At 45.4% G+C, this 26,183-nt stretch carries 24 protein-coding genes and 1 pseudogene; 7 read left to right on the top strand and 18 right to left on the bottom strand.

Going from position 1 to position 26,183, the window contains the following annotated elements; translation table 11 throughout:
* Positions 1-46: 46 nt before the first annotated feature.
* From yajC to dnaE, 6 genes are all read right to left on the bottom strand, one after another.
* On the bottom strand, positions 47-391 hold the full coding sequence (gene yajC / locus ADH67_RS06770) for a preprotein translocase subunit YajC (RefSeq protein ID WP_066593416.1): 345 nt from the start codon (positions 389-391) through the stop codon (positions 47-49).
* Positions 392-464: 73 nt separating this feature from the next.
* Positions 465-1,598 (bottom strand): tRNA guanosine(34) transglycosylase Tgt, encoded by a 1,134-nt coding sequence (tgt, locus tag ADH67_RS06775; RefSeq protein ID WP_066593418.1) that lies wholly within the window; start codon positions 1,596-1,598, stop codon positions 465-467.
* On the bottom strand, positions 1,595-2,656 hold the full coding sequence (queA, locus tag ADH67_RS06780) for a tRNA preQ1(34) S-adenosylmethionine ribosyltransferase-isomerase QueA (RefSeq protein ID WP_066593420.1): 1,062 nt from the start codon (positions 2,654-2,656) through the stop codon (positions 1,595-1,597). Before queA ends, tgt begins: the two co-directional genes overlap by 4 nt.
* A gap of 168 nt (positions 2,657-2,824) precedes the next feature.
* Positions 2,825-3,394: a transcription elongation factor GreB gene (gene greB / locus ADH67_RS06785; protein ID WP_066593422.1), complete on the bottom strand. Its 570-nt coding sequence runs from the start codon at positions 3,392-3,394 to the stop codon at positions 2,825-2,827.
* Positions 3,395-3,457: 63 nt separating this feature from the next.
* Positions 3,458-5,497 carry an ATP-dependent zinc metalloprotease FtsH gene (ftsH, locus tag ADH67_RS06790; protein ID WP_066593424.1) on the bottom strand — a complete coding sequence of 680 codons (2,040 nt, stop codon included), beginning with the start codon at positions 5,495-5,497 and terminating at the stop codon, positions 3,458-3,460.
* Between the two features lie 212 nt (positions 5,498-5,709).
* Complete coding sequence (gene dnaE / locus ADH67_RS06795) at positions 5,710-9,171, bottom strand: DNA polymerase III subunit alpha (protein ID WP_066593427.1); 3,462 nt, start codon at positions 9,169-9,171, stop codon at positions 5,710-5,712.
* A 27-nt stretch (positions 9,172-9,198) separates the two neighbouring features.
* Between dnaE and ADH67_RS13635 the strand changes: the two genes are divergently transcribed.
* Positions 9,199-9,330 carry a hypothetical protein gene (locus ADH67_RS13635; RefSeq protein WP_269089532.1) on the top strand — a complete coding sequence of 44 codons (132 nt, stop codon included), beginning with the start codon at positions 9,199-9,201 and terminating at the stop codon, positions 9,328-9,330.
* Here the strand turns inward: ADH67_RS13635 and ADH67_RS06800 are convergent.
* Positions 9,322-9,966, bottom strand: a complete 645-nt coding sequence (locus ADH67_RS06800) for an RlmE family RNA methyltransferase (RefSeq protein WP_066593429.1) — start codon at positions 9,964-9,966, stop codon at positions 9,322-9,324. The genes ADH67_RS13635 and ADH67_RS06800 overlap by 9 nt on opposite strands.
* 40 nt (positions 9,967-10,006) lie before the next feature.
* Between ADH67_RS06800 and yhbY the strand changes: the two genes are divergently transcribed.
* Entirely contained in the window at positions 10,007-10,537 is a 531-nt protein-coding gene (gene yhbY / locus ADH67_RS06805) for a ribosome assembly RNA-binding protein YhbY (protein WP_066593432.1), read from the top strand.
* Positions 10,538-10,604: 67 nt separating this feature from the next.
* Here the strand turns inward: yhbY and greA are convergent, their stop codons facing one another.
* The 5 genes from greA to carA form a co-directional block, all read right to left on the bottom strand.
* The gene (gene greA, locus ADH67_RS06810) at positions 10,605-11,078 is read right to left on the bottom strand and encodes a transcription elongation factor GreA (protein WP_066593434.1); all 474 of its coding nucleotides are present in this window, start codon (positions 11,076-11,078) and stop codon (positions 10,605-10,607) included.
* Positions 11,079-11,220: 142 nt separating this feature from the next.
* Positions 11,221-12,225: an ornithine carbamoyltransferase gene (locus tag ADH67_RS06815; protein ID WP_066593437.1), complete on the bottom strand. Its 1,005-nt coding sequence runs from the start codon at positions 12,223-12,225 to the stop codon at positions 11,221-11,223.
* 48 nt (positions 12,226-12,273) lie between these two features.
* Positions 12,274-15,495, bottom strand: coding sequence for a carbamoyl-phosphate synthase large subunit (carB, locus tag ADH67_RS06820; protein ID WP_066593446.1), 3,222 nt, complete (start codon positions 15,493-15,495; stop codon positions 12,274-12,276).
* A 13-nt stretch (positions 15,496-15,508) separates the two neighbouring features.
* Positions 15,509-16,102, bottom strand: a complete 594-nt coding sequence (locus ADH67_RS06825) for an SIS domain-containing protein (protein ID WP_066593449.1) — start codon at positions 16,100-16,102, stop codon at positions 15,509-15,511.
* A gap of 1 nt (position 16,103) precedes the next feature.
* Positions 16,104-17,288: a glutamine-hydrolyzing carbamoyl-phosphate synthase small subunit gene (gene carA, locus ADH67_RS06830; protein ID WP_084081613.1), complete on the bottom strand. Its 1,185-nt coding sequence runs from the start codon at positions 17,286-17,288 to the stop codon at positions 16,104-16,106.
* A gap of 300 nt (positions 17,289-17,588) precedes the next feature.
* Between carA and tal the strand changes: the two genes are divergently transcribed.
* The 4 genes from tal to ADH67_RS06850 are packed head-to-tail and all read left to right on the top strand — an operon-like array spanning position 17,589 to position 21,767.
* Positions 17,589-18,533, top strand: a complete 945-nt coding sequence (gene tal, locus ADH67_RS06835; protein ID WP_369910975.1) for a transaldolase — start codon at positions 17,589-17,591, stop codon at positions 18,531-18,533.
* Positions 18,534-18,554: 21 nt separating this feature from the next.
* Positions 18,555-19,187 (top strand): guanylate kinase, encoded by a 633-nt coding sequence (gene gmk, locus ADH67_RS06840; RefSeq protein WP_066593455.1) that lies wholly within the window; start codon positions 18,555-18,557, stop codon positions 19,185-19,187.
* A gap of 22 nt (positions 19,188-19,209) precedes the next feature.
* On the top strand, positions 19,210-19,410 hold the full coding sequence (gene rpoZ, locus ADH67_RS06845) for a DNA-directed RNA polymerase subunit omega (protein WP_066593457.1): 201 nt from the start codon (positions 19,210-19,212) through the stop codon (positions 19,408-19,410).
* Positions 19,411-19,454: 44 nt separating this feature from the next.
* A complete protein-coding gene (locus tag ADH67_RS06850; RefSeq protein WP_066593458.1) occupies positions 19,455-21,767 on the top strand; it encodes a RelA/SpoT family protein in 2,313 nt (770 codons plus the stop codon).
* A 58-nt stretch (positions 21,768-21,825) separates the two neighbouring features.
* Here ADH67_RS06850 and ADH67_RS13795 read toward each other — a convergent pair.
* The 3 genes and pseudogenes from ADH67_RS13795 to ADH67_RS06860 form a co-directional block, all read right to left on the bottom strand.
* Positions 21,826-22,038, bottom strand: a pseudogene (locus ADH67_RS13795) (YgiW/YdeI family stress tolerance OB fold protein); the annotation flags it as partial.
* An 18-nt stretch (positions 22,039-22,056) separates the two neighbouring features.
* Entirely contained in the window at positions 22,057-22,185 is a 129-nt protein-coding gene (locus tag ADH67_RS13640) for a hypothetical protein (protein ID WP_255202376.1), read from the bottom strand.
* 185 nt (positions 22,186-22,370) lie between these two features.
* Positions 22,371-22,727: a NirD/YgiW/YdeI family stress tolerance protein gene (locus tag ADH67_RS06860; protein ID WP_066593461.1), complete on the bottom strand. Its 357-nt coding sequence runs from the start codon at positions 22,725-22,727 to the stop codon at positions 22,371-22,373.
* Between the two features lie 215 nt (positions 22,728-22,942).
* On the opposite strand from ADH67_RS06860, the gene ADH67_RS06865 reads away from it, so the two are divergent.
* Positions 22,943-23,194 (top strand): hypothetical protein, encoded by a 252-nt coding sequence (locus ADH67_RS06865; RefSeq protein WP_066593463.1) that lies wholly within the window; start codon positions 22,943-22,945, stop codon positions 23,192-23,194.
* A 133-nt stretch (positions 23,195-23,327) separates the two neighbouring features.
* Here ADH67_RS06865 and ADH67_RS06870 read toward each other — a convergent pair whose 3' ends face one another.
* The 3 genes from ADH67_RS06870 to ADH67_RS06880 form a co-directional block, all read right to left on the bottom strand.
* Positions 23,328-24,158: an ABC transporter permease gene (locus tag ADH67_RS06870; RefSeq protein WP_066593465.1), complete on the bottom strand. Its 831-nt coding sequence runs from the start codon at positions 24,156-24,158 to the stop codon at positions 23,328-23,330.
* Positions 24,155-24,967, bottom strand: a complete 813-nt coding sequence (locus ADH67_RS06875) for an ABC transporter ATP-binding protein (protein WP_066593467.1) — start codon at positions 24,965-24,967, stop codon at positions 24,155-24,157. The genes ADH67_RS06870 and ADH67_RS06875 overlap by 4 nt, the downstream gene beginning before the upstream one ends.
* A 61-nt stretch (positions 24,968-25,028) precedes the next feature.
* A complete protein-coding gene (locus tag ADH67_RS06880; RefSeq protein WP_066593468.1) occupies positions 25,029-26,069 on the bottom strand; it encodes an ABC transporter substrate-binding protein in 1,041 nt (346 codons plus the stop codon).
* Positions 26,070-26,183: the final 114 nt, after the last annotated feature.

Consider the following 26,183-nt stretch of genomic DNA (forward strand, 5'->3'; position numbering starts at 1 on the left):
AATAAATACAACAAAAGCCCTCATTCGAGGGCTGAGTGAGCAGCTTTTAGAACTTGACTGTTCCCTTAGGGAGAACTGCTTGAACAGCTAAACGCTGGAAAGTGATAGTCACAGGTTTGTCGTCGACGGAAGCGATCTGAAGAACAAGATAGTTTTCATCGGCTTCAACGATCTTACCCATGATGCCGCCGGCTGTAACAACTTCATTACCAATGGTCAAAGCATCAATCATCTTCTTATGTTCTTTTTGTCTCTTTTGCTGAGGACGGATGAGCAAGAACCAGAAAACAACAAAAATCAAAAGCATTACGCCAAAAGAGGACATCATGCTTTCAAGGCCACCAGGCTGAGCTCCGGCTGCTTGGGCATATGCATCACTAATAAAAAACAATTTAAATCTCCATCACCGACTGGTGCATTAATAATTAACTTGGGAATTATAAAGGAGTTGCGTTAATTAGAAATTATTCAATTCCTCTCTTTCTATCCTCTGCGAATTTTTCGCACCATTCGTCAAACGTATCGTTATCCAATGCGTCTCTGATTTCCTGCATAAGATTGAGATAGAAATGAAGGTTATGAATCGTGTTGAGGCGTGCTCCCAAAATTTCATTGACCTTCTGCAAGTGATGCAAATATGCCCTGGAGAAATTTCTGCAGCAATAGCAGTCGCAAGTTTCATCCAAAGGTCTCAAATCATTCTTATAGCGGGCATTTCTAAGCTTAATATCACCGTAGCGAGTAAAAAGCCAACCGTTACGTGCGTTACGTGTAGGCATAACGCAGTCAAACATATCAATACCTCTCTTGACGCCTTCTACCAAATCTTCGGGTGTTCCGACCCCCATTAGATAATGCGGCTTATCTGCAGGCATTCTTTCGCTCATATGGTCAAGAATGCGCATCATATCTTCCTTAGGTTCCCCGACAGAAAGACCGCCAATGGCGTAACCATCAAAGCCAATCTTCATTAGGCCTTCAAGAGATTCATCTCTTAGTTTCTCAAACATACCGCCCTGAACAATGCCGAAAAGTGCGTTAGGGTTCTGAAGTTTTACGAAAGCATTTTTGGAGCGCTCGGCCCATCTCAATGACAGTCTCATAGAGTCAGCAGCTTCTTTTTCAGTTGCCGGTCTACCGTCGATTTCATAGGGCGTGCATTCATCAAAAATCATTGCGATATCTGAATTGAGAACCTTTTGAATCTCCATCGAGACTTCCGGAGTTAAGAAAAGTCTTTCACCGTTAATCGGAGAAGCAAACTTAACGCCTTCTTCGGTAATTTTTCTCAATTTTCCAAGAGAAAAGACTTGAAATCCGCCGGAGTCGGTAAGAATTGGCTTTTCCCATCCCATGAATTTATGAAGGCCCCCGTGCTGTTCGATGACTTCAAGACCAGGGCGCAGCCACAGATGGAAGGTATTGCCTAAAATAATTTGGGAGCCAATCTCATTTAATTCAAGAGGAGACATGGCCTTGACGGTACCATAAGTGCCGACGGGCATGAATACCGGAGTTTGAACCACACCATGGTTCAAATGCATCTCGCCTCTTCGGGCTTTTCCATGAGTTTTATGTAAATGAAAAGTCAAACTCATACAGTTTCCTTCTTCTCCAAGAAACAAGCGTCTCCGTAGCTGAAGAATCTGTATTTTTCTTCTACGGCATGCTTGTAAGCTTTAAAAATTTCATCTTTTCCGGATAGTGCGCTGACCAACATCACAAGGGTTGATTTGGGCAAATGGAAGTTCGTGACCATAGCTCCGCACACTTTGAATTTATATCCGGGCTTAATAAAGAGGCGGGTTTCGTGTATTCCAGCTTTGACTTGGTTGTCTTCTTCAAGTGCTGCAGCTGATTCAACGGCGCGCAAACTTGTTGTGCCAACGCAAACCACTCTTCTTCCTTCCTTAAGTGCTTTGTTGATGGCATCTGCTGTTTTTTGATCAATGTGATACCACTCGGAATGCATTTTATGTTCAGATAATTTTTCTGAACGAACGGGCTGAAAGGTTCCGGCCCCTACGTGTAAGGTCACAAAGACTTCTTCACATCCTAAAGCCTTGATGTCTTTAAGCAGTTCATCCGTAAAGTGAAGTCCTGCTGTAGGCGCAGCAACCGCTCCCGGCTCTTTTGCATAGACCGTCTGGTATCTGGATTCGTCCGATTTAGAAGCTGCATGCGTGATATAAGGAGGCAGCGGCACCTTTCCGAATTTTTCTAAAACATCGAGAACAGGCTCGGTAAATTGCAGGAGAAAGAATTCCCCCTGACGGCCCGTGACCTCTGCTTCTGCCCTTCCTTCCACTCCATCTTTGACAAAAAAGAGTTTCGTGCCGGGTTTCGGAGACTTGCTTGAACGAAGCATTGTTAGAACTTCATATTCTCCGAGAATTCTTTCGAGCATCGCTTCGACCGCGCCTCCGGATTCTTTATTGCCGTTAAGACGAGCCTTAATAACTTTAGTGTTGTTAAACACGAGAAGATCGTCTTTTCTCAGCAACTTTAAGATATCTCTGAAAGTTAAGTCTTCTATCTTTCCGTCTTTGGAAACATGAAGAAGTCGAGATGCCGTACGGTCAGCGAGCGGGAATTGCGCAATGAGCTCTTCGGGAAGCTCAAAGTCAAAGTCTGATAAATATTGTTCTGTTTCCATGGCTTTACCGGCCACTCCATAAAATTAAAAATAAAGGTCCTTTATAGACCGTGCAATTCTAGAACAAAAATGGATGAGTCCAACTGTTTTTACAGTTACAACTTATTGAATTTTTGCATTTCTTCAGTTCCAAAAACCGACTTCTTAAAGGCAGGTTTTTGGCTCAAATCAAAGCTGGTGAGGCGTTCCCGGAGGATTTCCAACATAGGTTACCTCGAGAATATCGAGTTTCTTGACTCCTTTAGGAGTAGGCAATAAGACAGTATCTCCTTCTGATTTTTTCAAGAAAACTCGAGCAATCGGAGAAATCCAAGACACATCTCCCACAGTCGCATCGGCCTCGTCAATTCCAACGATTCTAATTCTTGATTCATTACCGTCTTCATCGCTGAACAGCACCGTGGCGCCAAAAAATACTTGATCTGTCGGCGGACGCGTAGCCGGATCGACAACTTCGCTGTTTTCCAAACGTTTGTTCAAAAACCGAATTCTTCGATCGATTTCACGAAGTCTCTTCTTGCCATAAAGGTAGTCTCCGTTCTCACTTCTATCTCCGTTAGAAGCTGCCCAAGAAACCACCTGAACAACCTCCGGTCGCTCGACTTTAACTAACCTTTGTCTCTCGTCAAGCAAACGATGATAGCAAGCCGGCGTCATGTAGTTCTTCGAACCTTTGATTTCCGGAATCTTTACTTCTTCCTCGTCATCATCTTCGTCAGTTAGGAATTCTTCTGCCATTTCTTTAATCAGGAATAAAAGAAGGCCGCCTTAGCAGCCTCCTGAATCTAAGTTAAGATAATTTTACTTGTTCGGCTGATCTTTTTTATCATCGTCAGCCAGCTCTTCAATTGCTGACTTCGGAGCATCGGAAGCCTCAGACTTTTTCTCCTCTCCGGCTCCAGAAGCCGCAGGAGTTTCAGAAACAGTCTCAGAGGAAGCTTCAGATGCGGGCTCTTTGATTTCTGTTGCTTCCGCCTCAATAACATCATCATCCTTCTTAGCAGCTTTTTTGTGAAGCTGTTTAGGAGGTCTCGGATCTTTTCCGTCCATAATGTCATCAATCTGTGCAGCGTCGATGGTCTCCCATTCCAAAAGAGCTTTCGCCATTTTGTGCATCTTGTCTTGGTTTTCTTCGATGAGCTTTCTGGCAATCGCATACTGTTCATCGATGATGCGGCGAACTTCAGCATCAACCTTACGCATTGTTTCTTCAGAAACATGCTTAGTCTGAGTAACGGAGCGTCCCAAGAAAACTTCGTTTTCGTTTTCTGCGTAAACCATTGGTCCCAAAGCATCACTCATACCGTATCTCATAACCATATCGCGAGCCATCTGGGTTGCTCTTTCGAAGTCATTAGAGGCACCTGTAGTCATTTGATGCATAAAGACCTCTTCAGCAATACGGCCGCCGAAAAGAATGGCAATACGAGTAAGCAAATACTGCTTATCGTAGGAGTAATGGTCTTCTGCCGGAAGCTGCATGGTCAAACCAAGAGCTCTTCCGCGCGGAATAATCGTAACTTTATGAACAGGGTCGCTCTTCGGCATTAAACGGGCAACCAAAGCGTGTCCGCTTTCATGGTAAGCCGTATTTTTGCGCTCTTCTTCGTTCATGGCCATGCCTTTTCTTTCGGCACCCATCATGATCTTATCTTTGGCGCGTTCGAAGTCTTCCATAGCAACGACTTTACCGTTTCTGCGTGCGGCGAACAAGGCAGCTTCGTTAACAAGGTTAGCCAAGTCAGCGCCGGAAAACCCGGGTGTCCCGCGGGCAAGAATTTCTTCATCCACGTCAGCACCGACAGGGATTTTTCTCATGTGAACTTTCAAAATCTGCTCACGGCCGCGGATATCAGGAAGCGGAACGACAACTTGTCTGTCGAAACGGCCCGGACGCAATAAAGCCGGATCCAAAACGTCAGGACGGTTGGTTGCAGCAATCACAATAACACCAGAGCCAGTATCGAAGCCGTCCATTTCCACAAGCATCTGGTTAAGTGTCTGTTCTCTTTCATCGTTGCCGCCGCCTAAACCGGCACCTCTCTGACGGCCAACCGCATCAATTTCATCAATGAAGATGATGCAAGGAGAATTCTTCTTGGCATTTTCAAACATATCGCGGACGCGAGCGGCACCCACACCGACGAACATTTCTACGAAATCAGAGCCGGAAATCGTAAAGAACGGCACCTTTGCTTCCCCGGCGATAGCTTTTGCCAATAACGTTTTACCTGTACCGGGAGAGCCAACCAAAAGAACACCGCGAGGAATTCTTCCGCCGAGCCTTTGATACTTGGTCGGGTCTTTTAAGAAGTCTACAAGTTCCGTGACCTCTTCCTTTGCTTCATCGCAGCCGGCGACATCTGCAAAGGTAATATTATTGTTGGTGCTGTCGAGCATACGAGCCTTGGACTTACCAAAGCTGAAGGCACCGCCTTTTCCGCCGCCCTGCATCTGACGCATGAAGAAAATCCACACGCCGATTAAGAGAAGCATTGGAAACCAAGAAATAAAGAGAGTCGCTAAGAAGCTCTGCTCCTCATCCGGCTGTCCGTAAACCTGGACTCCTGCCTTTCTAAGATCTTCGACCATCCAAAGATCTCCCGGAGCCGTAATCTTATAAGAGGCCCCTTCCACGGGTGTTACGGTAAGAGTTCTTCCTTGGACGTCGACACGTTTAATCTTGCCGTCTTTAGCTTCATCCATAAATTGGGTGTAGCTTGTAGTCTGCTCAGAGGACGCAAGGCGTTTTGCGCCGTCAAACTGCTTGAAGACGGTAAACAACACAAAAGCGATGACAATCCAGATAGCTGCCTTCGCAAATAAATTTTTATTATTCAAAGTTTCACCTCAAACAATGAAGCTTGCTTGCTTCGATTTAATGAAGATATTCAATCGTTACATCAGAAACTAACAAAAGATTATGACAATAACATTATCGAAAAATTCTATCTATCAACACAAAGCAAGAAATATCCCACTTGTAATTATGTTGTGGTTGTCCGAGGCTTTTTCAAGATCCAGCCTCGAATTAGGAGATGAATTTTTGCAAACTACTTATAGTTAATCTTCGCCTGTTTTATCAAATCCGAGTTTTCAACTTTTGAAAGGTTCGCTCCTGATAATAGCGCAGAGAAGTTGGCCGGCAACGGAATGCAGACTTCCGTGTCACCTTCTCTTACTTTAATTTCAATCGGAGCAGTTCTCAAGGAAGACGGATGAACGGAAAGTTCTTCAATCAATGCTTTTAACTCGCTCATCTTTCCCTTTTTATCTAAAACCAGCTGCAGCTTTGCTCCGTGAGAGGCTCTGATTTCACTAATCGGTCGCATGGATTTCAGATTCCAAGAGAAGACATTTGATTGATCGTTGTAGACGACCGTTCCTTCGACCATATACACTTCATCGACTGAAACCTCTTTCTTGCAGAATTCATAGAGTTCTTGCGAAGTTCTCATTTCGTAACGATGCAATCCATCATCGATATTTAATTTACAGAAGTGGTTGCCGGTCTTACTAACACCGAAATTGATGCTGGAAACTACACCGAAGCCTTTAAAGTTACTGAACTTGGTCTGAGTATCCAGAGGACATTCTTTAATGGTCAGACCGCCGAAATGATCTTTGATTTCTTCCCTGCAGGCATCCATCGGAGAGCCGGTAAAGAAGAACCCAATGATGCTCTTTTCTTTTTTCATTCTTTCGAGAGTGTCCCAGGGCTTGAACTGAATCAACTCAGTGCTCATCTCAGAACTTTCTTCCCCGAATAAACCCATCTGATCGGCATTTTCTTCATTTTCTTGAGCCGACCGATAAATCTGCGGAACGTTTTCCAGCCACATTCTGCGGTTCGGATCGATTGAGTCGAACGCACCAATCGTGCTCAGAACTTCCAAAACCTTTCGAGACATAACTTTAGTCCCCAATCGGTTGACCAGATCTTCCATGTCTTTGAAAGGACCGTTCTTGGTTCTCTCTTCCACAATCGCATTGGCCGGAGCCTCGCCCATGCCTTTTAATGCCCCCATGCCAAAGCGGATAGTCTTGGAATCGGGAGCGGTGAAGTAAAACTCGCTTGCATTAATATCGACCGGCAGAACCTTTATTCCATGACGCTGAGCATCTGCAATGTAATCAAATAACTTCGTGGAGTTCAACATGACTTCACAAAGGTTAGCTGCGATAAATTCCGCCGGGTAATAACATTTAAGCCACGCGGTTTGATAAGCCACGTAAGAGTAAGCAGCAGCGTGAGACTTGTTGAAACCGTATTCCGCGAACTTCCTCATCTTATTGAAGAGCTCTTCGGCAACTTCTTCTTTTACCCCGTTCTTTACGGCTCCTTCCAAGAAAATCTTAGACTGCCGTTCCATTTCCGTAGCGTCTTTCTTACCCATGGCACGGCGAAGAATATCAGCACCGCCAAGTGAATAGCCGGCGATAATCTGCGCGACCTGCATCACCTGTTCCTGATAAATCATGATTCCGACCGTTTCTTCCAAAACAGGAATCAGTCGGTCATCTGCATACTCCGGCTTCTTCTCGCCGCCTTTTCTGAGCTCAATAAAGTCATCTGCCAAAGCCATCGGACCCGGGCGATAAAGGGCATTCAGAGCGATAAGGTCAGAAAGCTTAGTCGGGACGGAACGGACCATAATGTCACGCATACCCGGTGATTCAAACTGGAATACCATTGCGGTATCCGCAGGCTTAAAGATTTTGTCGTAAACCTTCTTATCCGTCGGCTGCAAATGTTCGATATCAGGACGTTTGCCCGTATTTTTTTCGATGTAATCCAATGCTCTTGCCACGATGGTAAGAGTAGTCAAACCAAGGAAGTCAAATTTAACCAGACCGACTTCTTCCACGCCCTTTTTGTCATACATACTGATGACGTTTTCCGGAAGCATGTCGGCCGCATAAAGAGGACAGAAGTCGGTGAGTTTTCCCGGAGCAATCAGCACGCCACCGGCATGAATACCGATATTTCGGCACAAGCCCTCGAGCTTAATGGCAGAAGCTACTAAAGGTTTTAGCTCGGGAGAGTTGCTAATAATGGCTTTGAATTCAGGTTCACTTTCAATAGCCTGTTCCAAAGAAACTTGCTGCCCGGGATTAGAAGGAATATGACGTGTCAGCAAGTCGCATTGGTTATAGGGAAAGTCAAGCACACGGCCGACATCCTTGATAACACCTTTTGCCGCCATAGTACCGAATGTCGCGATCTGACTTACCGCATCAGACCCGTATTTCTGTTTTACATATTCAATTACTCGGCCGCGGTTATTCTGGCAAAAGTCCACGTCAAAGTCAGGCATGGAGACGCGTTCAGGATTCAAGAATCGCTCAAACAGCAAACTGAATTCGAGAGGATCCAAGTCCGTAATTTCCAAGCAAAAAGCAACCAGAGATCCAGCTCCGGATCCGCGGCCCGGACCGACCGGACAGCCGTGACTTTTAGCCCAACGGATAAAGTCCTGAACGATAAGGAAGTAGCCGGAAAAACCCATCTTTTGAATAACGCCGATTTCTCTTTCTAAGCGCTCAATATATCTAGGTCTTTCAGCGTCTCTCTTAGCCTCATCCGGATAAAGAATCTTCAAGCGCATTTCCAGGCCTTCTCTGGAAAGCTGCGCCATATAGTCGTCTAAAGAAATTCCGTCAGGCGTTTCGAACAACGGAAGCTGAGGCTTACCGAGTTTCATCATGAAATTGCAGCGTTTGGCTATTTCAACGGTATTTTCAATCGCACTGGGGATGTCTTTAAAGAGCTCCAGCATTTCTTCTTTTGTCTTGAAATACTGCTCTTCCGTATATTCTTTTACTCGATTAGGATTAGCCAGCGTTGTTCCCTGGGCGATGCAACAACGGATCTCGTGATCGAGATATCCGTCTGCTTCTTGGAACTGAATTGGATGCGTGGCGACCACGGGAAGCTTTAGCTTATTTGCCAGTTTAATCGTCTCAGTGACTAACTCCTCATCAAACTTTCTCCCTGCTCTTTGAAGTTCAAGATAAAGCCGGTCTTTGAAAATAGAGTGAAGTTTTTCAGCTTCTTCTTCTGCAGAGAAATTTTTATTATTTAGCAAAGAACGTCCGATTGCACCTTCGTGAAATCCGGAAATAGCAATAAGCCCTTCGCAGTTTTCTTCCGTCAGCCATTCTTCTTCAATCAGCCCTTTTTCGTCAACCTGATTTTCCAACCAAGCTTTTGTCAGCAAGTCACAAAGGGTATGATAACCGTGCGCATTTGCACATAGAAGAAGAAGTTTGGACGGATGATGAGCGTCCGATGGGTTCCTTATCCAAGCATCTACACCGATAATTGGTTTTAAACCTTGCCCCAGACAAGCCTTATAAAAGGTAACGCCGCCGAAAATTGATCCGGCATCCGTACATGCTAAAGCCTTCATTCCTGCGGCCGCCGCTTTATGTACCACCTGTTTCAGGCGAATGGTACTGTCGCGAAAGGAATACTCCGAATGCATGCGCAGATGAACGAAATCTTGGCTCATAAAACAAAAATCCAATGAAGATGCAGAATGAAAAAAGAGAAGCTTTTACTTAGGAAAAGGAGTGTAGCAAAATCGATCCGACAAGGTAACCGCCTCAGCGATAAGCAAAAAGCCGGCATCACGGCCGGCCGTCAGGTTGCAAAGGCTGAGTTACTTTAAGTCCCGTGCAACGATATAAACTTCCGCAGAAGAAGTTCTGGAAGCTTCCGGCTTACGAGAAGCAACCTTCTTAAACAACTTCTTGCATTGTTCTACGAATTGAGAGTATCCGCTTCCTTGGAATACTTTACAGACAAACGCCCCGTTTTTCTTTAGATTTTCTTTGGCAAAATCCAGTGCCAATTCGTTCAGAAGCAAACAACGTGCGGCGTCTGCAGCTGCCACACCTGAAAGGTTCGGGGCCATATCAGAGAGTACAACATCAACTTTTTCTCCTTGAAGAAGTTCGGTAAGCTGATCTGCAACTTCCTGTTCACGGAAGTCTCCCTGAATAAAGTTCACTCCTTCAATTGGGTCCATTGGCAGAATATCCAGAGCAATGGCGCGTCCTTGAATTTTCCCGTCAGGACCCATGAGTTTTTCTTTGACAACTTGACTCCAAGACCCCGGAGCGGCTCCCAAATCGACAACCGTCATTCCTTTTTTAATGATTTTATCTTTATCATTAAGTTCAATTAATTTATAGACAGAGCGTGCCCGATAACCGTCTTTTACTGACTGCTTAACAAAAGGATCATTAATATGACGTTTAATCCAGGCAGGATTAGAACGAAGTTTTTTTTCTGAGACAGGCATCGGTTTACACTCTAAAAAATTCATAGGAGATGTGACTATCATGGCACAATTAAAGTTACCTCGCGATGAGCGTATCACACTTCGGGCGGCTGCTCACCATTTAGACCCTGTAGTTTTACTCGGTGCCTCCGGCCTGACAGAAGCAGTAAAAAAAGAAGTCGGCCGCGCCCTCGATGCTCATGAACTGATCAAAGTTCGTGTACCTAGCGATGATCGCGAAGAACGTGTAGAAATCTACGAAACATTAGCAGAAGAATTAGGCGCTGCAAAAGTCCAATTGATCGGCAAACTTTTTGTTCTTTATCGTCCGAATCCGGATAAAGACAAAAAAGAAGTACCGGCCGAAAAAGCCCCTGCAGAGAAAAAAGAAAGAAAAACCGGCGCTAAGGCCAGAAACCAAAGAAAACGTTTGACTGAAATTATTCAGGCCGAAAAGAAAGGCAAAGCAAAGAGCCTTCCCTGGGCCTCTACGGTAAAGAAAGGCAAGACCCCGAAGGGACAGGTTAAAGCCGTCGGCGAAAAAGGAACTCCTCTTGGAAAACGGCTAGCCAGGAAAGGCTTCTCTAAGTAATTTCTTTCACCCAAACGAAACGGCATTCGAGTGAATGCCGTTTTCATTTGAGTGAAATCTCAATTGACTAGATGTATTCGATGTCAATGATTTCGTATTCGCTTACACCGCCCGGGGCTTGAACTTCAGCTACATCGCCGATTGTCTTGCCGATCATTGCGCGTGCAATCGGGCTGGCAATGGAGATGCGATTGTTCTTTGTGTCGCTTTCATCATTACCGACGATTTGGAAACGCTGTTGAATACCGGTTTCAACGTCTTCAATGGTAACGGTAGCACTGAATACGACTTTTTCCGTTCCTTCCAAAGCTGCCGGATCAATAATCTGAAACTGAGAGATTTTGCTCTCTAACTCAGCAATTCTTCCTTCAATAAAAGCCTGAGACTCTCTAGCTGCATCGTACTCAGCATTTTCAGAGAGGTCACCCTTCTCACGGGCCTCCGCAATCGCCTGGACAACAGCGGGACGATCCTGGGTCTTCAGTCTGTTGAGTTCTGCCTTCAACAACTGAGCTCCTCTTACGGTAATTGGTATAGGCATTTTCGTGTTCCAAAAAATTTGGGCGTCAATCGCCCAGTTCTTATATTTTCGATAGCCCAATATTAAACCATTCTTTGGAGAGTTGAGCCTGAGAAAATGAAACAGGCCTCCCCAAAAAGGAGAAGCCGTTAAAAATTGTTAACTATGCTAAAGAAGAAACGAGCACAGCTTTAATTGTCGGAAGTCTGTTGCCAGCTTGCTGGAACACGATAGAGGCTGGAGACTCAAATACTTCTTCTGTGACTTCGATTCCGTCCTTGAGTTCCGGATAAGCTTCGATTACGGATTTGCCAACCTTTGTTTCAGTGTTGTGATAAGCCGGCAGGCAATGCATGAATTTAACATCCGGATTGCCGGAAGCTTCCATTAATTGGCGGTTAACTTGGTATGGAAGAAGAGCTTTAATTCTTTCGTCCCAAACTTCTTTCGGTTCGCCCATCGAAACCCAAATGTCAGTGTGAATGAAGTCAACACCGCGGACAGCTTCGACTGGATCTTCTGTCAAAAGAATTCTGGCGCCGGAGGCTTCGGCAAAGCTCTGGCATAAAGCCAAGAGTTCTTCATTCGGCCAATATTCCTTAGGAGCACCGATTCTTACATCCATCCCCATCTTCGCGCCGATCATCAGCAAAGAATTGCCGGTGTTGAATCTGGCATCGCCAAGATAAGCAAAGCTAATCTTTTTCCATGGTTTCTGGCAAGTTTCTTTCATTGTCAACAGATCGCAGAGCATCTGTGTCGGATGCCATTCATCGGTCAAACCGTTAAAGACAGGAACGCCCGAGTATTCAGCCAATTCTTCAACAACTTCCTGAGAAAAGCCTCTGTATTCGATGGCATCGTACATAGAACCAAGAACACGGGCGGAATCTTTAATGCTTTCTTTATGACCGATCTGAGAGACGGACGGATCAAAGAAGGTTGTGTGGGCGCCTTGATCGTAGGCGGCGACCTCAAAAGCGCTTCTTGTACGAGTAGATGTTTTTTCAAAAATCAAAGCGATGCTCTTGCCGGTTAACTGTCTAACTTCAGTGCCTGCTCTTTTTGCACGCTTTAAATCGGCTGCCAATTCAATAAGGTAATCAATTTCAGCCGGTGTGTGGTTTACCAGGCTCAATAAGCTGCGGTTCTTTAAACTTGATGGCATGGGTATATCCTCTTTTGAGGACGCAAGAGCGTCCTCGATTAACAAAAATTAAAATCTGTCCTTATGCAATTCCTGCAGGGAGTAAACATCCTGCTCGTGCATATGGCGAATACCTTCTACTACAGCTAAAGCATTAGCCATAGCGGTGTAGAAAGTCACATGGTTCGATAAGCTCGCAATACGGATTGCGGAAGCGTCCGCAATTTCAGTAGTATTTTCAGCAGCGACGGCGATAACCATTTGAATTGTGCCGTTCTTCAATTCATCCACAACGTTCGGACGGCCTTCGGAAACCTTATTCACGATTTCGCACTTATAACCGGAATCCTGAATTACTTTAGCCGTTCCTCTGGTAGCAACAAGCTTATATCCGGCTTCGGTAAATTGTCTGGCCAATTCCGGCAAACGAGGTTTGTCCGAATCCTTAACGGAAATAAACACCGTTCCGGAACGAGGAATAGCGGAGTCGGCTCCTAACTGGCTCTTAAACAAAGCCTGTCCGAAGGACTGACCAACACCCATTACCTCACCGGTAGATCTCATTTCCGGGCCAAGGACCGGATCAACGCCCAAGAACTTTGCAAACGGGAATACGGCCTCTTTAACGCTGTAATGGTCGAGTTCGACTTCAACCGGCTTGCCCTGTTCTTCTAATGTCTGACCAACCATGCAACGGGCTGCAATTTTGGCCAGCTGCTGGCCGGTAGATTTAGAAACAAAAGGAACAGTTCTGGAAGCTCTCGGATTGACCTCAAGAACATAAATTTCCGGATGGTCGGTAAAGGCATTCTGAATAGCAAATTGAACATTCATCAATCCAACCACATTCAGTGCTTTGGCCATAACACGCGTCTGACGCTTAACTTCTTCCACAATCTTCGGATCTAAAGAATACGGAGGAATTGAGCAAGCGGAGTCACCGGAGTGGACACCGGCCTGCTCAATATGCTGCATTACTCCGCCGATTCTTACTTCATTGCCGTCGGAGACCGCATCAATATCCATTTCGACTGCGTCATCCAGGAATCTGTCGAGAAGCACAGGAGAATCGAAAGTAACCTTAATAGCTTCTCTCATGTAACGTTCAAGAGAGCTTCTTTCGTGAACGATATCCATGGCCCGGCCGCCGAGAACGTAACTTGGACGAACGACGAGAGGATAGCCGATTTCTTCAGCCATTCTGATGGCTTCATCTTCGGTTCTTGCCGTTCTGTTAGGCGGCTGACGAAGTCCCAATTGCTGGAGAAGATGTTGGAACCTCTCACGGTCTTCAGCAATATCGATGGAGTCGGGTGTTGTTCCGATAATCTTGACGCCGTTAGCTTCCAGAGCACGAGCCAATTTCAGCGGAGTTTGCCCGCCGTACTGAACGATAACACCTTCCGGTTTTTCGATATTGATAATCTCCAGCACATCTTCGAGAGTGACAGGTTCGAAATAGAGTCTGTCGCTGGTATCGTAGTCAGTGGAGACTGTTTCCGGATTGCAGTTGACCATAATGGTCTCATAGCCGTCTTCGCGGAGAGCCATTGCTGCGTGAACGCAGCAGTAATCGAATTCGATACCTTGTCCGATTCGGTTAGGACCGCCGCCGAGCACCATGATCTTGCGGCGGTTTGTCGGATTCGCTTCATTTTCTTCCTCGTAAGTGGAGTACATGTAAGCGGTATCCGTCGGGAATTCTCCGGCACAAGTATCAACTCGCTTGTATACCGGGCGAATGCCCAAAGAATGACGATAGTTTCTGACATCATCTTCTTTAACATTAAGAAGCTTAGCCAGTCTTCTGTCAGAGAATCCTTTTCTCTTCAAGAAGTACATTTCGTCTTTGGTGATCTGATCCAAAGAAGTTTCTTTGATTCTTTCTTCGATATCTACCAATTCTTTAATCTGAGCGAGGAACCACGGGTCGATCTTTGTCGCGTGATAGGCATCGGTGACGCTGTAACCGAGACGGAAAGCATCTGCCAAATACCACAGTCTTTCAGGTCCGGGTTCACTGATTTCATGGTGAATGGTAGTTCTGTCGGTTGAAATCTCATTAAGCCCGTCTTTACCTGTTTCCAAGCCTCTCAATGCTTTTTGGAGGGATTCTTGGAAGGTACGGCCGATGGCCATAACTTCACCGACGGACTTCATTTGAGTAGTCAGGCGTTTGTCAGCTTTGGGGAATTTTTCAAAAGCAAAACGCGGTGCCTTGACTACGACGTAGTCGATAGTCGGTTCAAAAGAAGCTGGTGTTAAACCGCCGGTAATATCATTCTTCAGTTCATCCAAAGTGTAGCCGACGGCTAATTTCGCTGCAATCTTGGCAATCGGAAAACCGGTTGCTTTAGAAGCTAAAGCGGAAGAGCGGGAAACACGAGGATTCATTTCGATGACAACCAAGCGGCCGTCTTTCGGATTGACTGCAAACTGAACGTTAGATCCGCCAGTGTCTACACCGATTTCTCGAAGAATGGCGATAGAGGCGTCACGCATGATCTGATATTCTTTATCAGTCAGCGTTTGGGCCGGGGCAACGGTAATGGAGTCTCCGGTATGAATACCCATCGGATCTAAGTTTTCGATGGAACAAATAATGATGCAGTTATCCTTAGAATCTCGGACGACTTCCATCTCGTACTCTTTCCAGCCAAGAAGGGATTCTTCGATCAAAAGCTCGTGAGTCGGAGACAATTCCAACCCGCGTGTGCAGATCTGCACGAACTCTTCCATGTTGTAAGCAATTCCGCCGCCGGAGCCTCCGAGTGTAAAACTCGGACGGATAATGGCAGGGAATCCGATCTTAGATTGAACCTTAAGAGCTTCGTCCAAGGAGTAAGCGATTCCGGAGCGGGCGCTTCCAAGACCGAGCTTTTCCATCGCTTCTTTGAATTTCAAACGATCTTCGGCCTTTTCAATAGCGGCCGGAGAGGCACCGATAAGTTCAATGCCGTGTTTTTCCAAAACACCGGATTTAGAAAGTTCCATGGCGCAGTTCAATGCTGTCTGCCCGCCCATGGTCGGAAGAATGGCGTCCGGTCTTTCTTTTTCAATAATTTTCTCTAAGACAGCCGGAGTAATCGGTTCGATATAAGTTGCATCAGCTGTCTGAGGGTCAGTCATAATGGTCGCCGGATTGCTGTTGACCAAAATAACCCGATAGCCCTCTTCTCTTAAAGCTTTACAAGCCTGAGCACCTGAATAGTCGAACTCACAGGCTTGGCCGATCACGATAGGACCGGCACCGATGATAAGAATAGACTTAATGTCTGTGCGCTTTGGCATAATTTTCTATTCCTTAATTCTTTGCTGAGGCTAATCCGCCTTCGATTAATTCAATAAGAATGTGAATGACCTTAATATGCAGTTCCTGAACTCTGTCGGCGAATCTTCCGCCGGGAGTTACGACAGCGACATCAGCCAATCTGCAAATCTGACTGTCAGGTTTTCCTGTTAAAGCAACGACCTTGATCCCGAGCTTACGGGCTTCTTCAGCGGCTCTTACCACGTTTTTACTTGTCCCGCTGGTAGTGATGGCAAGAAGAACATCACCTTTTCTACCGACAGCTTTCAAGTAACGAGAGAAGACTTCTTCGTAACCGTAGTCATTGCCAACACAAGACATATGCGAAGGGTCGCTCATAGATACCGCTCCGATAGGGTCGCGATCTAAGCGGAAGCGACCGGAGAGTTCTTCAGCAAAATGCATAGAGTCGCATAGGGAGCCTCCATTGCCGCAAGAGAGAATCTTTCCTCCGTGTTTGAGCGATTCGATCATTACCTGAGCTGCTCTCACAATCTCCTGCTGAACATTCTCATTTACAAGGAGATTATCAAGTGCCTCTTTTGCCTCAGCTAACGCTGTTTTGACTGTGTCCAATTGGCTTATCATTTTAATTTTTTGCCTGCTTAATAAGGTCTAAAAAGCGATCAAAGAGATCCTGAATATCATGAGGTCCCGGACTGGCTTCAGGGTGTCCCTGGAAGCAGAATACGGGAGCGTCGGTCAATTCAAAACCTTGCAAGGAACCGTCAAATAAAGATTTATGGGTTACTTTGGTATTTGCCGGAAGCGTTTTTTCATCAACCATAAAACCGTGATTCTGACTAGTGATGTAAACCTTATTAGTCTTAACATCAACAACAGGATGATTTGCACCGTGATGGCCGAACTTCATCTTCCGTGTATCGCCGCCGCAGGCCAAACCAAGAATCTGATGACCCAAGCAAATACCGAATAGAGGAATTTTTGCTTCAATAGCCTTTTTCGCTACTTCGATAGCGTATTCACAAGGAGCAGGATCTCCAGGACCATTAGATAAGAAGATACCGTCCGGACTCAATGCCATTGCTTCTTCAAAGGTCGTTTGAGCCGGCACAACGGTGACTTTAATGCCACGATCAGCCAACAGACGAAGAATATTTTCTTTAATGCCGAAATCCCACGCAACCACTCGGTAAGGATAGGCATCTAAGTGTCTCATGCCCGGGCGTCCCCAGCCATTATCAATTTGCCAAGTCCCCTCGGACCATTGATATCTGTAATCACTAGTCACCACCTTGGCCAAATCCTGGCCGTTCATCACAGGGGCGTCGGCAGCCGCTTTGCGGGCTGCGTTAAGCTCTTCGTCCGTAAGCTTTCCCTCTGAAGCTGCGACAATGCAACCGGGTTGAGCCCCCTTCGTACGAAGAATACGGGTTAAACGTCGAGTATCAATATCGGCAATGGATACAATTCCATGCTGTTTCAAATACTCTCCGAGACTTCTCTGACTTCTCCAATTAGAAACTACAGAAGATTCGTCACGGATAATCAAACCGCTTGCAAAGATAGTTCGGGATTCAGCGTCGTCCTGATTGACGCCTACATTGCCGATATGCGGATAAGTGAGGGTAACGAGCTGACCCTTGTAAGAAGGATCCGTGAGAATTTCTTGATAACCGGTCATTGCAGTGTTGAAAACGACTTCACCAATCGTCATACCAGGAACACCGATAGACCTTCCTTTAAAAACAGCTCCGTCTGCAAGCACTAAGGCAGCTTCAGGTCGGGTGTCATTAATTAATTTGTTATTCACCATGACTCCGTAATGCCACCGAGACGCCGTTTCGGTCCCGGTCGCAGGATAAAAATATTTTGTTAAAGTTCATAGGGCACAGGGATGCCTTATAAACTTTTCGATTATATCAATGGGTCCCTCCTAACCCTTTTTCTCGACTAAGAATTTTCCCGAGACCTTTGCAGGTTAATCACTCCGCGTTTTCCCAGCAGGGAGAGACGCTAAAAGACCCAATTTTGTTGATGACATACTGAAAAAGTATCTCTAAGTTTTAAAATTAAAAGATTGATTTTCCATATAGATGAAAAACGAAAAAGAATCATGAATCAGTTACAGGCTTTATCTCAATACACAACTATTGTGGCCGACACCGGTGATATTGACTCCATCGCCAAAATTCATCCACAGGATGCGACTACAAATCCTTCTCTTATTCTTAAGGCCGCGAAAAACTCGGCTTATAAAAAATTGCTTCTTCGAGCCGTGCAAGAAGGTAAAGATATCGAAGATGCTGCAGACAGGGTTCTCGTCAACTTCGGAACTGAAATTCTGAAATACGTCCGCGGAAGAGTCTCAACTGAAGTTGATGCACGCCTGTCTTTCGATACTGACAAAACTGTTGAAAAGGCCAGAAAGCTGATTTCTCTCTACAAAGAAGCCGGAGTCGATCCCGACAGAGTATTAATCAAAATAGCCGCTACTTGGGAAGGCGTGCAGGCAGCAAAGATTTTGCAAGCTGAAGGCATCCACTGTAACCTGACGTTAATTTTTTCTCTCGTGCAGGCAGAAATAGCTTCCCAAGCCGGAGCCACTCTAATCTCACCTTTTGTCGGCCGCATATACGACTGGCATAAAAAGAATGCCGGAGCTGACTGGGACGAAAGAGCAAACAAGGGTACGCAAGATCCCGGAGTTAAGAGCGTCAAATTGATTTTTGAAAGGCTCAAAGGTGTTGGGTCTAAGACAGAAATTATGGGAGCGAGCTTTAGAAATAAGGAACAGATTCTTGCTCTTGCCGGCTGCGATTTACTGACAATTTCTCCTGCTTTAATCTCAGAGTTGGAAAATTGTTCTGCTCCGGTGGAACAGAGAATCTTCAAAGAAGCAGTCCCTTCATTGAAATGCGAAGAAATCAGCCACGCTGATTTCCTCTTTACAATGTGCGCAGACAAAATGGCTACTGAAAAGCTTAACGAAGGAATTTGTGCTTTCGTAGCCGATACCCTAAAGCTGAAAGAATTGCTCTTAACGCTGCAGGCTTAATTTATTTATTTGAGGAAAGACATGTTTTCAGCAGATATGAAGGGCTCCCTTTTTCTTGTCTCCGCACCGAGCGGAGCAGGAAAGTCCTCTTTGGTCAATGCGCTTTTAGAAAAAGTTAAAGGCATTGAACTTTCCATTTCTACAACAACCCGCGCTCCACGTCCCGGCGAACTCGACGGCCGCGAATACAACTTCACAACCGTTGAAAAATTTCTAGAAGCAAAAGAAAAAGGCGAATTTCTTGAATCCGCATTAGTTCACGGGAACTACTACGGCACCAGCAAAAAGTGGATTGAAGAGAAAATGAAGGAAGGAACCGACGTTCTTCTTGAAATCGACTGGCAAGGCGCCTTTCAGGTTAGAGATATCTTCCCGGAAGCGGTAACAATTTTTATCCTTCCTCCTTCCATTAAGTCATTGGAGGAGAGGCTCCATAAGCGCGGACAGGACTCCGAAGACACTATTACACGCAGACTGTTGGGTGCAGGTGCTGAAATGGTGCATGCTAAGGACTTCCAGTTCGTTATAATTAATGAAGTTTTTGAAACGGCTCTTGATGAGTTCCGTTCTGTCGTTATCGGAAGCAGACTTCGCTTTAAGAAGCAGTATGCTCGCCGGACAGATGTTTTCATTCAGCTTGGTATCCCAAGCTAATTTTTATTGGACTATTGATTAAATGGCACGTATCACCGTTGAAGATTGTTTAAAAAAGATCCCTAACCGTTTCCAAATGGTTTTGGTAGCAGCATGCAGAGCACGCCAGTTGTCCCAAGGCCATGCTCCTAAGATTGAATGCAAAGATAAAGCCAGTGTTGCCGCTCTAAGAGAAATTGCTGAGGGCGTAACCGGTTTAGAGATGCTCAATAAGATAAAGTAAGACAATAAAACTAAACATCAAAAATTCAGCCAAGGGGATTATTCATGAGCGTCTCTGTTTCTTCGGTCCAAGACAACACTTTTAGTTTCGCAAAAAAGACGGCTGACGCAATAAAAAGAGCCGTTGGTCTGGATACGCCGAAGAAACCTGAGCCTCAGCCGGCTCCCCCCGCGGGAGCCATCCCTGCTGAAAAAGTTAATCCTGTAGCCTCGGCTAATGCATTGGCCGAGCGCTGCAGACTTTATTTGTCGAGTTCCGACGTCAACAAAATCCGTGAAGCTTTCCGCTATGCTGACCAAGCGCACCTCGGTCAGTTTAGAAATTCCGGAGCTCCCTACATCACTCACCCCATCGCCGTTGCGGAAATTCTTGCTTCCTGGCATATGGATGCTCAAGTTATTGAGGCCGGACTGATGCATGACGTGTTAGAAGACACGGCGATCAGCAAAATTGAGATGAGCGAAAAGTTCGGTATTAAGGTAGCTGAACTCGTTGACGGTGTCTCCAAACTTGACAAACTTAAGTTTTCTTCGAATGAGGAAGCTCAGGCAGAGAGCTTTCACAAAATGCTTCTGGCGATGTCCCGCGATGTGCGGGTCATTTTGATTAAGCTTGCCGACCGCATTCACAATATGCGCACCTTAGGCGCCGTCAAACCTCACAAAAAATTCAGAATTGCTAAAGAAACGATGGAAATTTATGTTCCGATCGCAAACCGATTAGGACTTTATTCTGTCTATCGTGAGCTTGCCGACGTCAGCTTTTCTTTTATGTACCCGATTCGTCATCGAGTACTGAAAGAGGCCGTAGAAAAATCCAGAGCACGAAGAAAACAAGCTTTAGAACAGATTTCTCATGAAGTCAGCGATGCGCTGGCCCGAAACAAAATTAGAGGCGACGTTCAAGATAAAAATAAAGGTCTATGGCGTATCTATTCGAAGATGAAAGAGCGCAAGATCAAATTCAGTGAAGTTTTAGACGTTCACAGCTTCCGGCTTTGTGTTCCCACAAGAGACGACTGCTACCGTGCGTTAGGCGTTATTCACGCACTCTATAAGCCGGTCCCAGGTCGATTCAAAGACTTTATTGCTATTCCCAAAGCTAACGGGTATCAAAGTCTTCACACAACGGTTTTAGGTCCCAAAGGCCTTCCTGTTGAATTCCAGATCCGCACGGAAGAGATGCACCATATTTGTGAAGACGGCATTACTGCACATTGGCTTTACAAAGATCGCGGAGAATCTTCTTCTCTGCAGAAGTCTACTCAATCATGGCTTGAAAGCCTTCTGGAAATTCAGCGGCAGAGCGGCACTTCTTTGGAATTCATGGAGAATATTAAAGTTGATATCTCTCCTGAACACGTCTACGTCTTTACGCCTAAAGGTAAGATTCTTCAGCTCCCGAAAGGATCCACCGCCGTTGACTTTGCCTACCAAATCCACTCGGATGTAGGCAACACCTGCATCGGCTGCCGCATTAACAGTGAGCCTGCTCTTCTGAGCAGAGAGCTGAAGAACGGAGAAATGGTTGAAATCATCACCGGCACAACCCCTTCTCCGAACCCGCAGTGGCTCAGCTCAGTCAGAACCGGCCGAGCAAGGGCAGAGATCCGTCAGTTCCTCAGACAGCTTTCCGATGAAGGCAGCGTTAAGTCTGCCAATATTCTTCTGACTAATGCAGCCAAGCAGCAAAAACTTCCGTTGGCTCAGATCACGGATCATGATTGGCTACGTGTTTGCAAGAGCAATGGATTTGAATCTAAAAATGATCTTCTTTCCGCTGTCGGCCGCGGTTTAAAAGATGCATCACTGATAGCTCATCAGCTAACTTCTTCCATCACGCTGGGACGCGCTGACTCTTCTGAAAAGCAACCGGCAGTTCTCGATCTTCACGGCAGAGGATACAATCTTGCGCCCTGCTGCACTCCGGTTCCTGAGGATCCCATCCAAGGACATTTCATTAAGGCCACTAATACTGTTCACATTCATAGAAGTGATTGCTCTCACTGTCAAAGAGGATATCGTGTAGATCCGGAAAACTGGCAGGAAATGTCGTGGAACCCAACTTGCAAAGAAACTTTCAGTGCTAAGCTAGATGCGGAAATTACAGAGACTCATGCAACCCTAGAAAAAATCACGGGTCAGATTGCGAAGGCTCAATCCAGCATCAGCGGTTTCTCTTTAACCGAATTGAGTCCTACGGCCTCCAAGGTTACATTAACCATTCAAATCAAAGACGGCAAGCATCTGCAGAAGATCATCAATGCTCTTCGCGCTATTCCTGCAGTAAGACTTGTTAGTAGACATCTTGAAAAAGACTTAGCTATGAAACCGGTTGACGTTGAAGAAGAGGAATAGACTTTTTTCCCACTAAAAAAGGCGCCGGATTAGAGCGCCTTTTCTTATTTAGATGTGATTATCTAACGATCTGCAAAGTGTCAACATCAATTTCAGCCTGATGACCGAAATCCTTATCAACTTCACCATGCAAAAGAACCTGGGTCTGCGGTGTTACTTGCTGGCCTCTGAAAACATGGTTGTCAATGTCAACGAGGATTTCACCAGTTTGGTCGCGAAGGATGTATTCATCATTGTCGACCTTCTGAGTTAAGTAGCCTTGAACAGAAACATACCGGTTATCTCAGGCTTAGTTGATAATCTGAGCGACACTTGTAACTTGCGGTTGAGCGCCACCTGTGAACTGAACTTGTGAAGCACCCACAGAAAAAGCGAATATGCCAGCCGCAAGAGCTCCTAAATTCTTCTTTGAAACCATCGAAAACTTCTATCTGAAGAATCTTTCGATGTTTTCACTGTAGCCTCATTGCGCACCGCGAGCTCTTAAATCACCCCGTTTCAGGCAGAAGAAAAAGATTAGAAACATCTTTGATACAAAAAGAAAAACCGCTCGGCCGGACGAGATTTCTGACGGCAGAACGGTTTTGTTTATGTTAAGAGTTATTACTTCACAACTGTAAGCTTCTTAACATCGATTTCCATTGGACCAGTCCAGTCTTTATCGACTTCGCCTTCCAACAAGACTTTAGTCGTCGGAGAAACCGGCTGATTTGCAAAAACTCTGTCTTTGATTTCTACGCGGATTTCACCGGTCTTATCTTTGAAGATATAGTCCTTATTGCCAACCTTCTGAACGATATAGCCTTCAACGGCTACATATTGATCATCTTTACCTTGAGAAAGGATCTTTTCAACAGGGGTGACGTTTGCACCGGCGCCTGTGAATTGAGCCTGTGCTGCAGGTAAACCGAAAGCAAAAGAACCTGCGACCAAAGCTGCTAAAACAGTCTTAGAAATCATTTCGTAAAACCCTCCTAAAAAATGGTGTTGAGTTCAATGTACTATATAGTTCACTAAAGATCTCGGGTTAACTCTCAATCTGAGTTAAATAAATCAAAAATTTCACGAGTTATAAACACCGCAGTTAGCCAGAAAATTTCTCGAGCTATAATTTCCTTTCAATGGTCTTGTTGCCAGAATTCAATCAAAATTAAAAAGATTTCCAAGGACGATAAATGTTAGTTATTCTTCAACATAAGATTGTTAACTTCGAATCAGTCCGTTTCCTCGAAAAATCCGAAATGGGCTATCGCTTTGTTTTCAGCAAAGAAGATTTTGTTGATACAGACCTTGACGATGAAGACATCCAAAGTCTATTGCTGGCTTACCAGACCGGATTAAAGCTCTTCTACCCTCATGATAAAAGGCACATTGATGTTTCTGATTTTCCCTCCGTTCTTGAAGGCGAAAATACAGGAACGGTGTAGAAGTTCCAGATTTGACTTAACAACCTAGGTTTGGCGTGGTCCAAACCTTTTTTCATATCCTCAAATAATTAAGCTGCCAGTTTCGAGGAAATCTTCCTGAAAACTGACAGCCGATTTTTTGTATTAAAAGCTACTAGAGTTTCTCGCTTTGACCGCCCTTAGGCTGCCATTTCATAGCGTATTTCTCAGCAAAAGAAACAATCAGGTCCAAAATCAGAGCGCAGAACGTCAACACTAAGATACCGGCCATCACAGTGTTGATATCAAAAGTACTTTCAGCTTGAAGAATCAAGTAACCGACACCCATGGCGGAACCTAAGTATTCACCGACTACCGCACCGACGAAAGCCATACCCACGGAAGAGTGGAGAGAGGAGAATACCCAGCTGGTAGCACTCGGCAGATAAACATAGCGCAAGAGTTGGCTCTTGTTGGCACCAAGCATTCTGGCACTGGCCAGAACATTCGGGCTGACTTCACGAACGCCCTGATAAACGTTGAAGAAAACGATAAAGAATACAAGGGTGATACCCAAAGCAACTTTAGAACCGATTCCCAAGCCGAACCAAACGCCGAAAATAGGAGCCAAAATAACACGCGGCATAGAGTTCAGACCCTTAATGTACGGATCTAAGATGGCTGCTGCCGTCGGAGCCAAAGCAAGCCATAAACCGACGATAAGACCGGCTACGGTACCGAATACAAAGGCGAGTACAGTTTCGGTCAACGTAACGGCCAAGTTGGGATAAATTTCCAGATTAACAAAGAACCAATCCCAAATAACTTGACAGATTTGTACAGGCTCTCCGAAGAAAAAAGCAGCCTGATTATCGTCTTCAAATACAAACGGCGGAATTAGACCCGGTTTGGTCATTAACCACCAAAAGAAGAAAATTACGACAAGCAAAAGAAGCTGACAGGCAGTTAATTTTGTTTTCGACTGAAGGATGCTTGAGTTCTTCATGCTTTCACCTTGTTTCTTTGATTTTCGTAGCCCTTGAGAACTTCTTCACGTAAGTCAGCCCAAATAGCATTGTGCAATTCAATAAATCTTGGTGTCACTCTAACTTCGGCAACATCGCGGGGTCTTGCGATATCAATAACGAATTCGCCGATTGGATGTGAAGCAGGACCGGCTGACATGACGACAACACGGTCAGAAATAGAGATAGCTTCATCTAAGTCATGAGTAATGAAGAGGACGGCTTTCTTCTTTTGAGCCCAGAGATCCAAAACCTCATTTTCCATTAATTGACGAGTCTGAATATCCAAAGCAGAGAAAGGTTCATCCATAAGAATAATGTCCGGATCCATAATCAGAGTCTGTGCTAAAGCGACTCTTTTTCTCATGCCTCCGGACAATTCATGCGGATAACGGTCTTCAAAACCTCTCAGACCTACTCTGGCCAGCCAATGCTCGGCCATTTCTTTCACTTCGTTCTGAGGTTTTCCGGCAAACTGCAAACCTGCAGAAACATTTGCTATTGCCGTACGCCAAGGCATGAGGGCTTCTGCCTGGAACATATAGCCGGCACGTTTATTAAGACCGGTAAGTTCTTCTCCGAAAACTTTAACGGTTCCCTTGGAAGGAGAGAGCAGTCCAGCGGACATGTTCAATAAAGTGGATTTACCGCAGCCGGTCGGCCCGACTACGCTAACGAACTCACCGTCACCAATCGTTAAATTAACGTCTCTGACGGCGGTGTAATGATTCCCGTCAGGTGTAACAAAACTGCACGTTACCTCTGTGAATTCCAAAGCAGGATGATTCATTTTTCTTTTAGATTAATTTAATAGGACTCTTGGGATCGCAGGTGCGATCCCAATATCTTAATTATTTTGCAGGGTATTTTTTCAAAGCTTCTTCAACAAATTTATTGGTATATACCTTGCTTAAATCAATCTTGGCCGGATCAATTTTGTCATTAACAGTCTTCAAAGCATTCAAAGAGATATTTGCACAGCCTTCCGGGAATTTGCCGTCCGGAGAAAGTGCTTCTCTGTTGCCTTCGAAACCTGCTAAATAAACGTCTCTGTTGCCCATCAAGTAAGATTCGGGAACAACCTTTGCGACATCCTCCGGTGTAGCCTTAGACAACCATTCGTCGGCGCGGACAATAGCATTTGTCAATGCTTGAACTGCTTTCGGATTCTTTTCTACGAAGGAAGTCGGAGCATATAAGCATCCGGCTGGAAGAGTGCCTCCGAAGAAGCTTTCGGACTCGGCAACTTTACGTGTATCTGCCACCACTTTTGCGTCGCCGTTACGGGTAAGGAGAGTAATAACAGGATCCAAATTGATCAAAGCATCAATCTGACCGCTCCTCAGAGCAGCAACTGCACCGGAGGAGGAACCTACGCCGATAAAAGCAACATCTTTCGGGCCCAACCCGCCTTTAGCCAAGATATAGTTGGCAACCATCTGAGAAGAGGAGCCTGGGGCCGTAACACCGATTTTCTTGCCTTTCAGGTCGCTCAGCTGCTTGTAATTGGGCATTTTCTTTGTAGAAACAACCATTGCCAACTGAGGAGCGCGGCCTTGAAGAACGAAAGCAGTCATCGCCTGTTTCTTGGCCTGCATGGAAATTGTGTGTTCAAATGCGCCGGATACTACATCAGCGCTGCCTCCCACAACCGCCTGAAGGGCGCGGGAGCCGCCTTGGAAATCGACGATCTTGACATTAAGGCCTTCATCTTTGAAATAACCAAGCTGTTCGGCAATGGTCAAAGGCAAGTAGTAGTAGAGGCTTTTTCCTCCAACAGCAATGGTGATGTCAGTTTTTTCTGCTGCAAAAGCAGTACTCATACCGGGTGCCATCATGGCAAATGTTCCGGCGGCTGCGGCTGCAATAATCGTACGTCGAGTGAACTTCATAATTTTTCCTCAATAAAAAAAGTCCGTTTTCACGGACTGTTTCTGCTACCACTTTTTATTTCAATTTCCAACTAGGATTACAAAAACAGCCGTCTTTTGCGCAAAGTAAGTCGC

The sequence above is a fragment of the Turicimonas muris genome, assembly GCF_002221595.1.
GTDB lineage: Bacteria > Pseudomonadota > Gammaproteobacteria > Burkholderiales > Burkholderiaceae_F > Turicimonas > Turicimonas muris.

What these genes read in the sequence shown, in the direction of transcription:
- tgt (WP_066593418.1), bottom strand. Translation starts at nt 1,598, where the DNA reads ATGAGTTTGACTTTTCATTTACATAAAACTCATGGAAAAGCCCGAAGA.
- queA (WP_066593420.1), bottom strand. Translation starts at nt 2,656, where the DNA reads ATGGAAACAGAACAATATTTATCAGACTTTGACTTTGAGCTTCCCGAA.
- greB (WP_066593422.1), bottom strand. Translation starts at nt 3,394, where the DNA reads ATGGCAGAAGAATTCCTAACTGACGAAGATGATGACGAGGAAGAAGTA.
- dnaE (WP_066593427.1), bottom strand. Translation starts at nt 9,171, where the DNA reads ATGAGCCAAGATTTCGTTCATCTGCGCATGCATTCGGAGTATTCCTTT.
- ADH67_RS13635 (WP_269089532.1), top strand. Translation starts at nt 9,199, where the DNA reads ATGAAAAAAGAGAAGCTTTTACTTAGGAAAAGGAGTGTAGCAAAATCG.
- ADH67_RS06800 (WP_066593429.1), bottom strand. Translation starts at nt 9,966, where the DNA reads ATGCCTGTCTCAGAAAAAAAACTTCGTTCTAATCCTGCCTGGATTAAA.
- yhbY (WP_066593432.1), top strand. Translation starts at nt 10,007, where the DNA reads ATGGCACAATTAAAGTTACCTCGCGATGAGCGTATCACACTTCGGGCG.
- greA (WP_066593434.1), bottom strand. Translation starts at nt 11,078, where the DNA reads ATGCCTATACCAATTACCGTAAGAGGAGCTCAGTTGTTGAAGGCAGAA.
- ADH67_RS06815 (WP_066593437.1), bottom strand. Translation starts at nt 12,225, where the DNA reads ATGCCATCAAGTTTAAAGAACCGCAGCTTATTGAGCCTGGTAAACCAC.
- carB (WP_066593446.1), bottom strand. Translation starts at nt 15,495, where the DNA reads ATGCCAAAGCGCACAGACATTAAGTCTATTCTTATCATCGGTGCCGGT.
- ADH67_RS06825 (WP_066593449.1), bottom strand. Translation starts at nt 16,102, where the DNA reads ATGATAAGCCAATTGGACACAGTCAAAACAGCGTTAGCTGAGGCAAAA.
- gmk (WP_066593455.1), top strand. Translation starts at nt 18,555, where the DNA reads ATGTTTTCAGCAGATATGAAGGGCTCCCTTTTTCTTGTCTCCGCACCG.
- rpoZ (WP_066593457.1), top strand. Translation starts at nt 19,210, where the DNA reads ATGGCACGTATCACCGTTGAAGATTGTTTAAAAAAGATCCCTAACCGT.
- ADH67_RS06850 (WP_066593458.1), top strand. Translation starts at nt 19,455, where the DNA reads ATGAGCGTCTCTGTTTCTTCGGTCCAAGACAACACTTTTAGTTTCGCA.
- ADH67_RS13640 (WP_255202376.1), bottom strand. Translation starts at nt 22,185, where the DNA reads ATGGTTTCAAAGAAGAATTTAGGAGCTCTTGCGGCTGGCATATTCGCT.
- ADH67_RS06860 (WP_066593461.1), bottom strand. Translation starts at nt 22,727, where the DNA reads ATGATTTCTAAGACTGTTTTAGCAGCTTTGGTCGCAGGTTCTTTTGCT.
- ADH67_RS06865 (WP_066593463.1), top strand. Translation starts at nt 22,943, where the DNA reads ATGTTAGTTATTCTTCAACATAAGATTGTTAACTTCGAATCAGTCCGT.
- ADH67_RS06870 (WP_066593465.1), bottom strand. Translation starts at nt 24,158, where the DNA reads ATGAAGAACTCAAGCATCCTTCAGTCGAAAACAAAATTAACTGCCTGT.
- ADH67_RS06875 (WP_066593467.1), bottom strand. Translation starts at nt 24,967, where the DNA reads ATGAATCATCCTGCTTTGGAATTCACAGAGGTAACGTGCAGTTTTGTT.
- ADH67_RS06880 (WP_066593468.1), bottom strand. Translation starts at nt 26,069, where the DNA reads ATGAAGTTCACTCGACGTACGATTATTGCAGCCGCAGCCGCCGGAACA.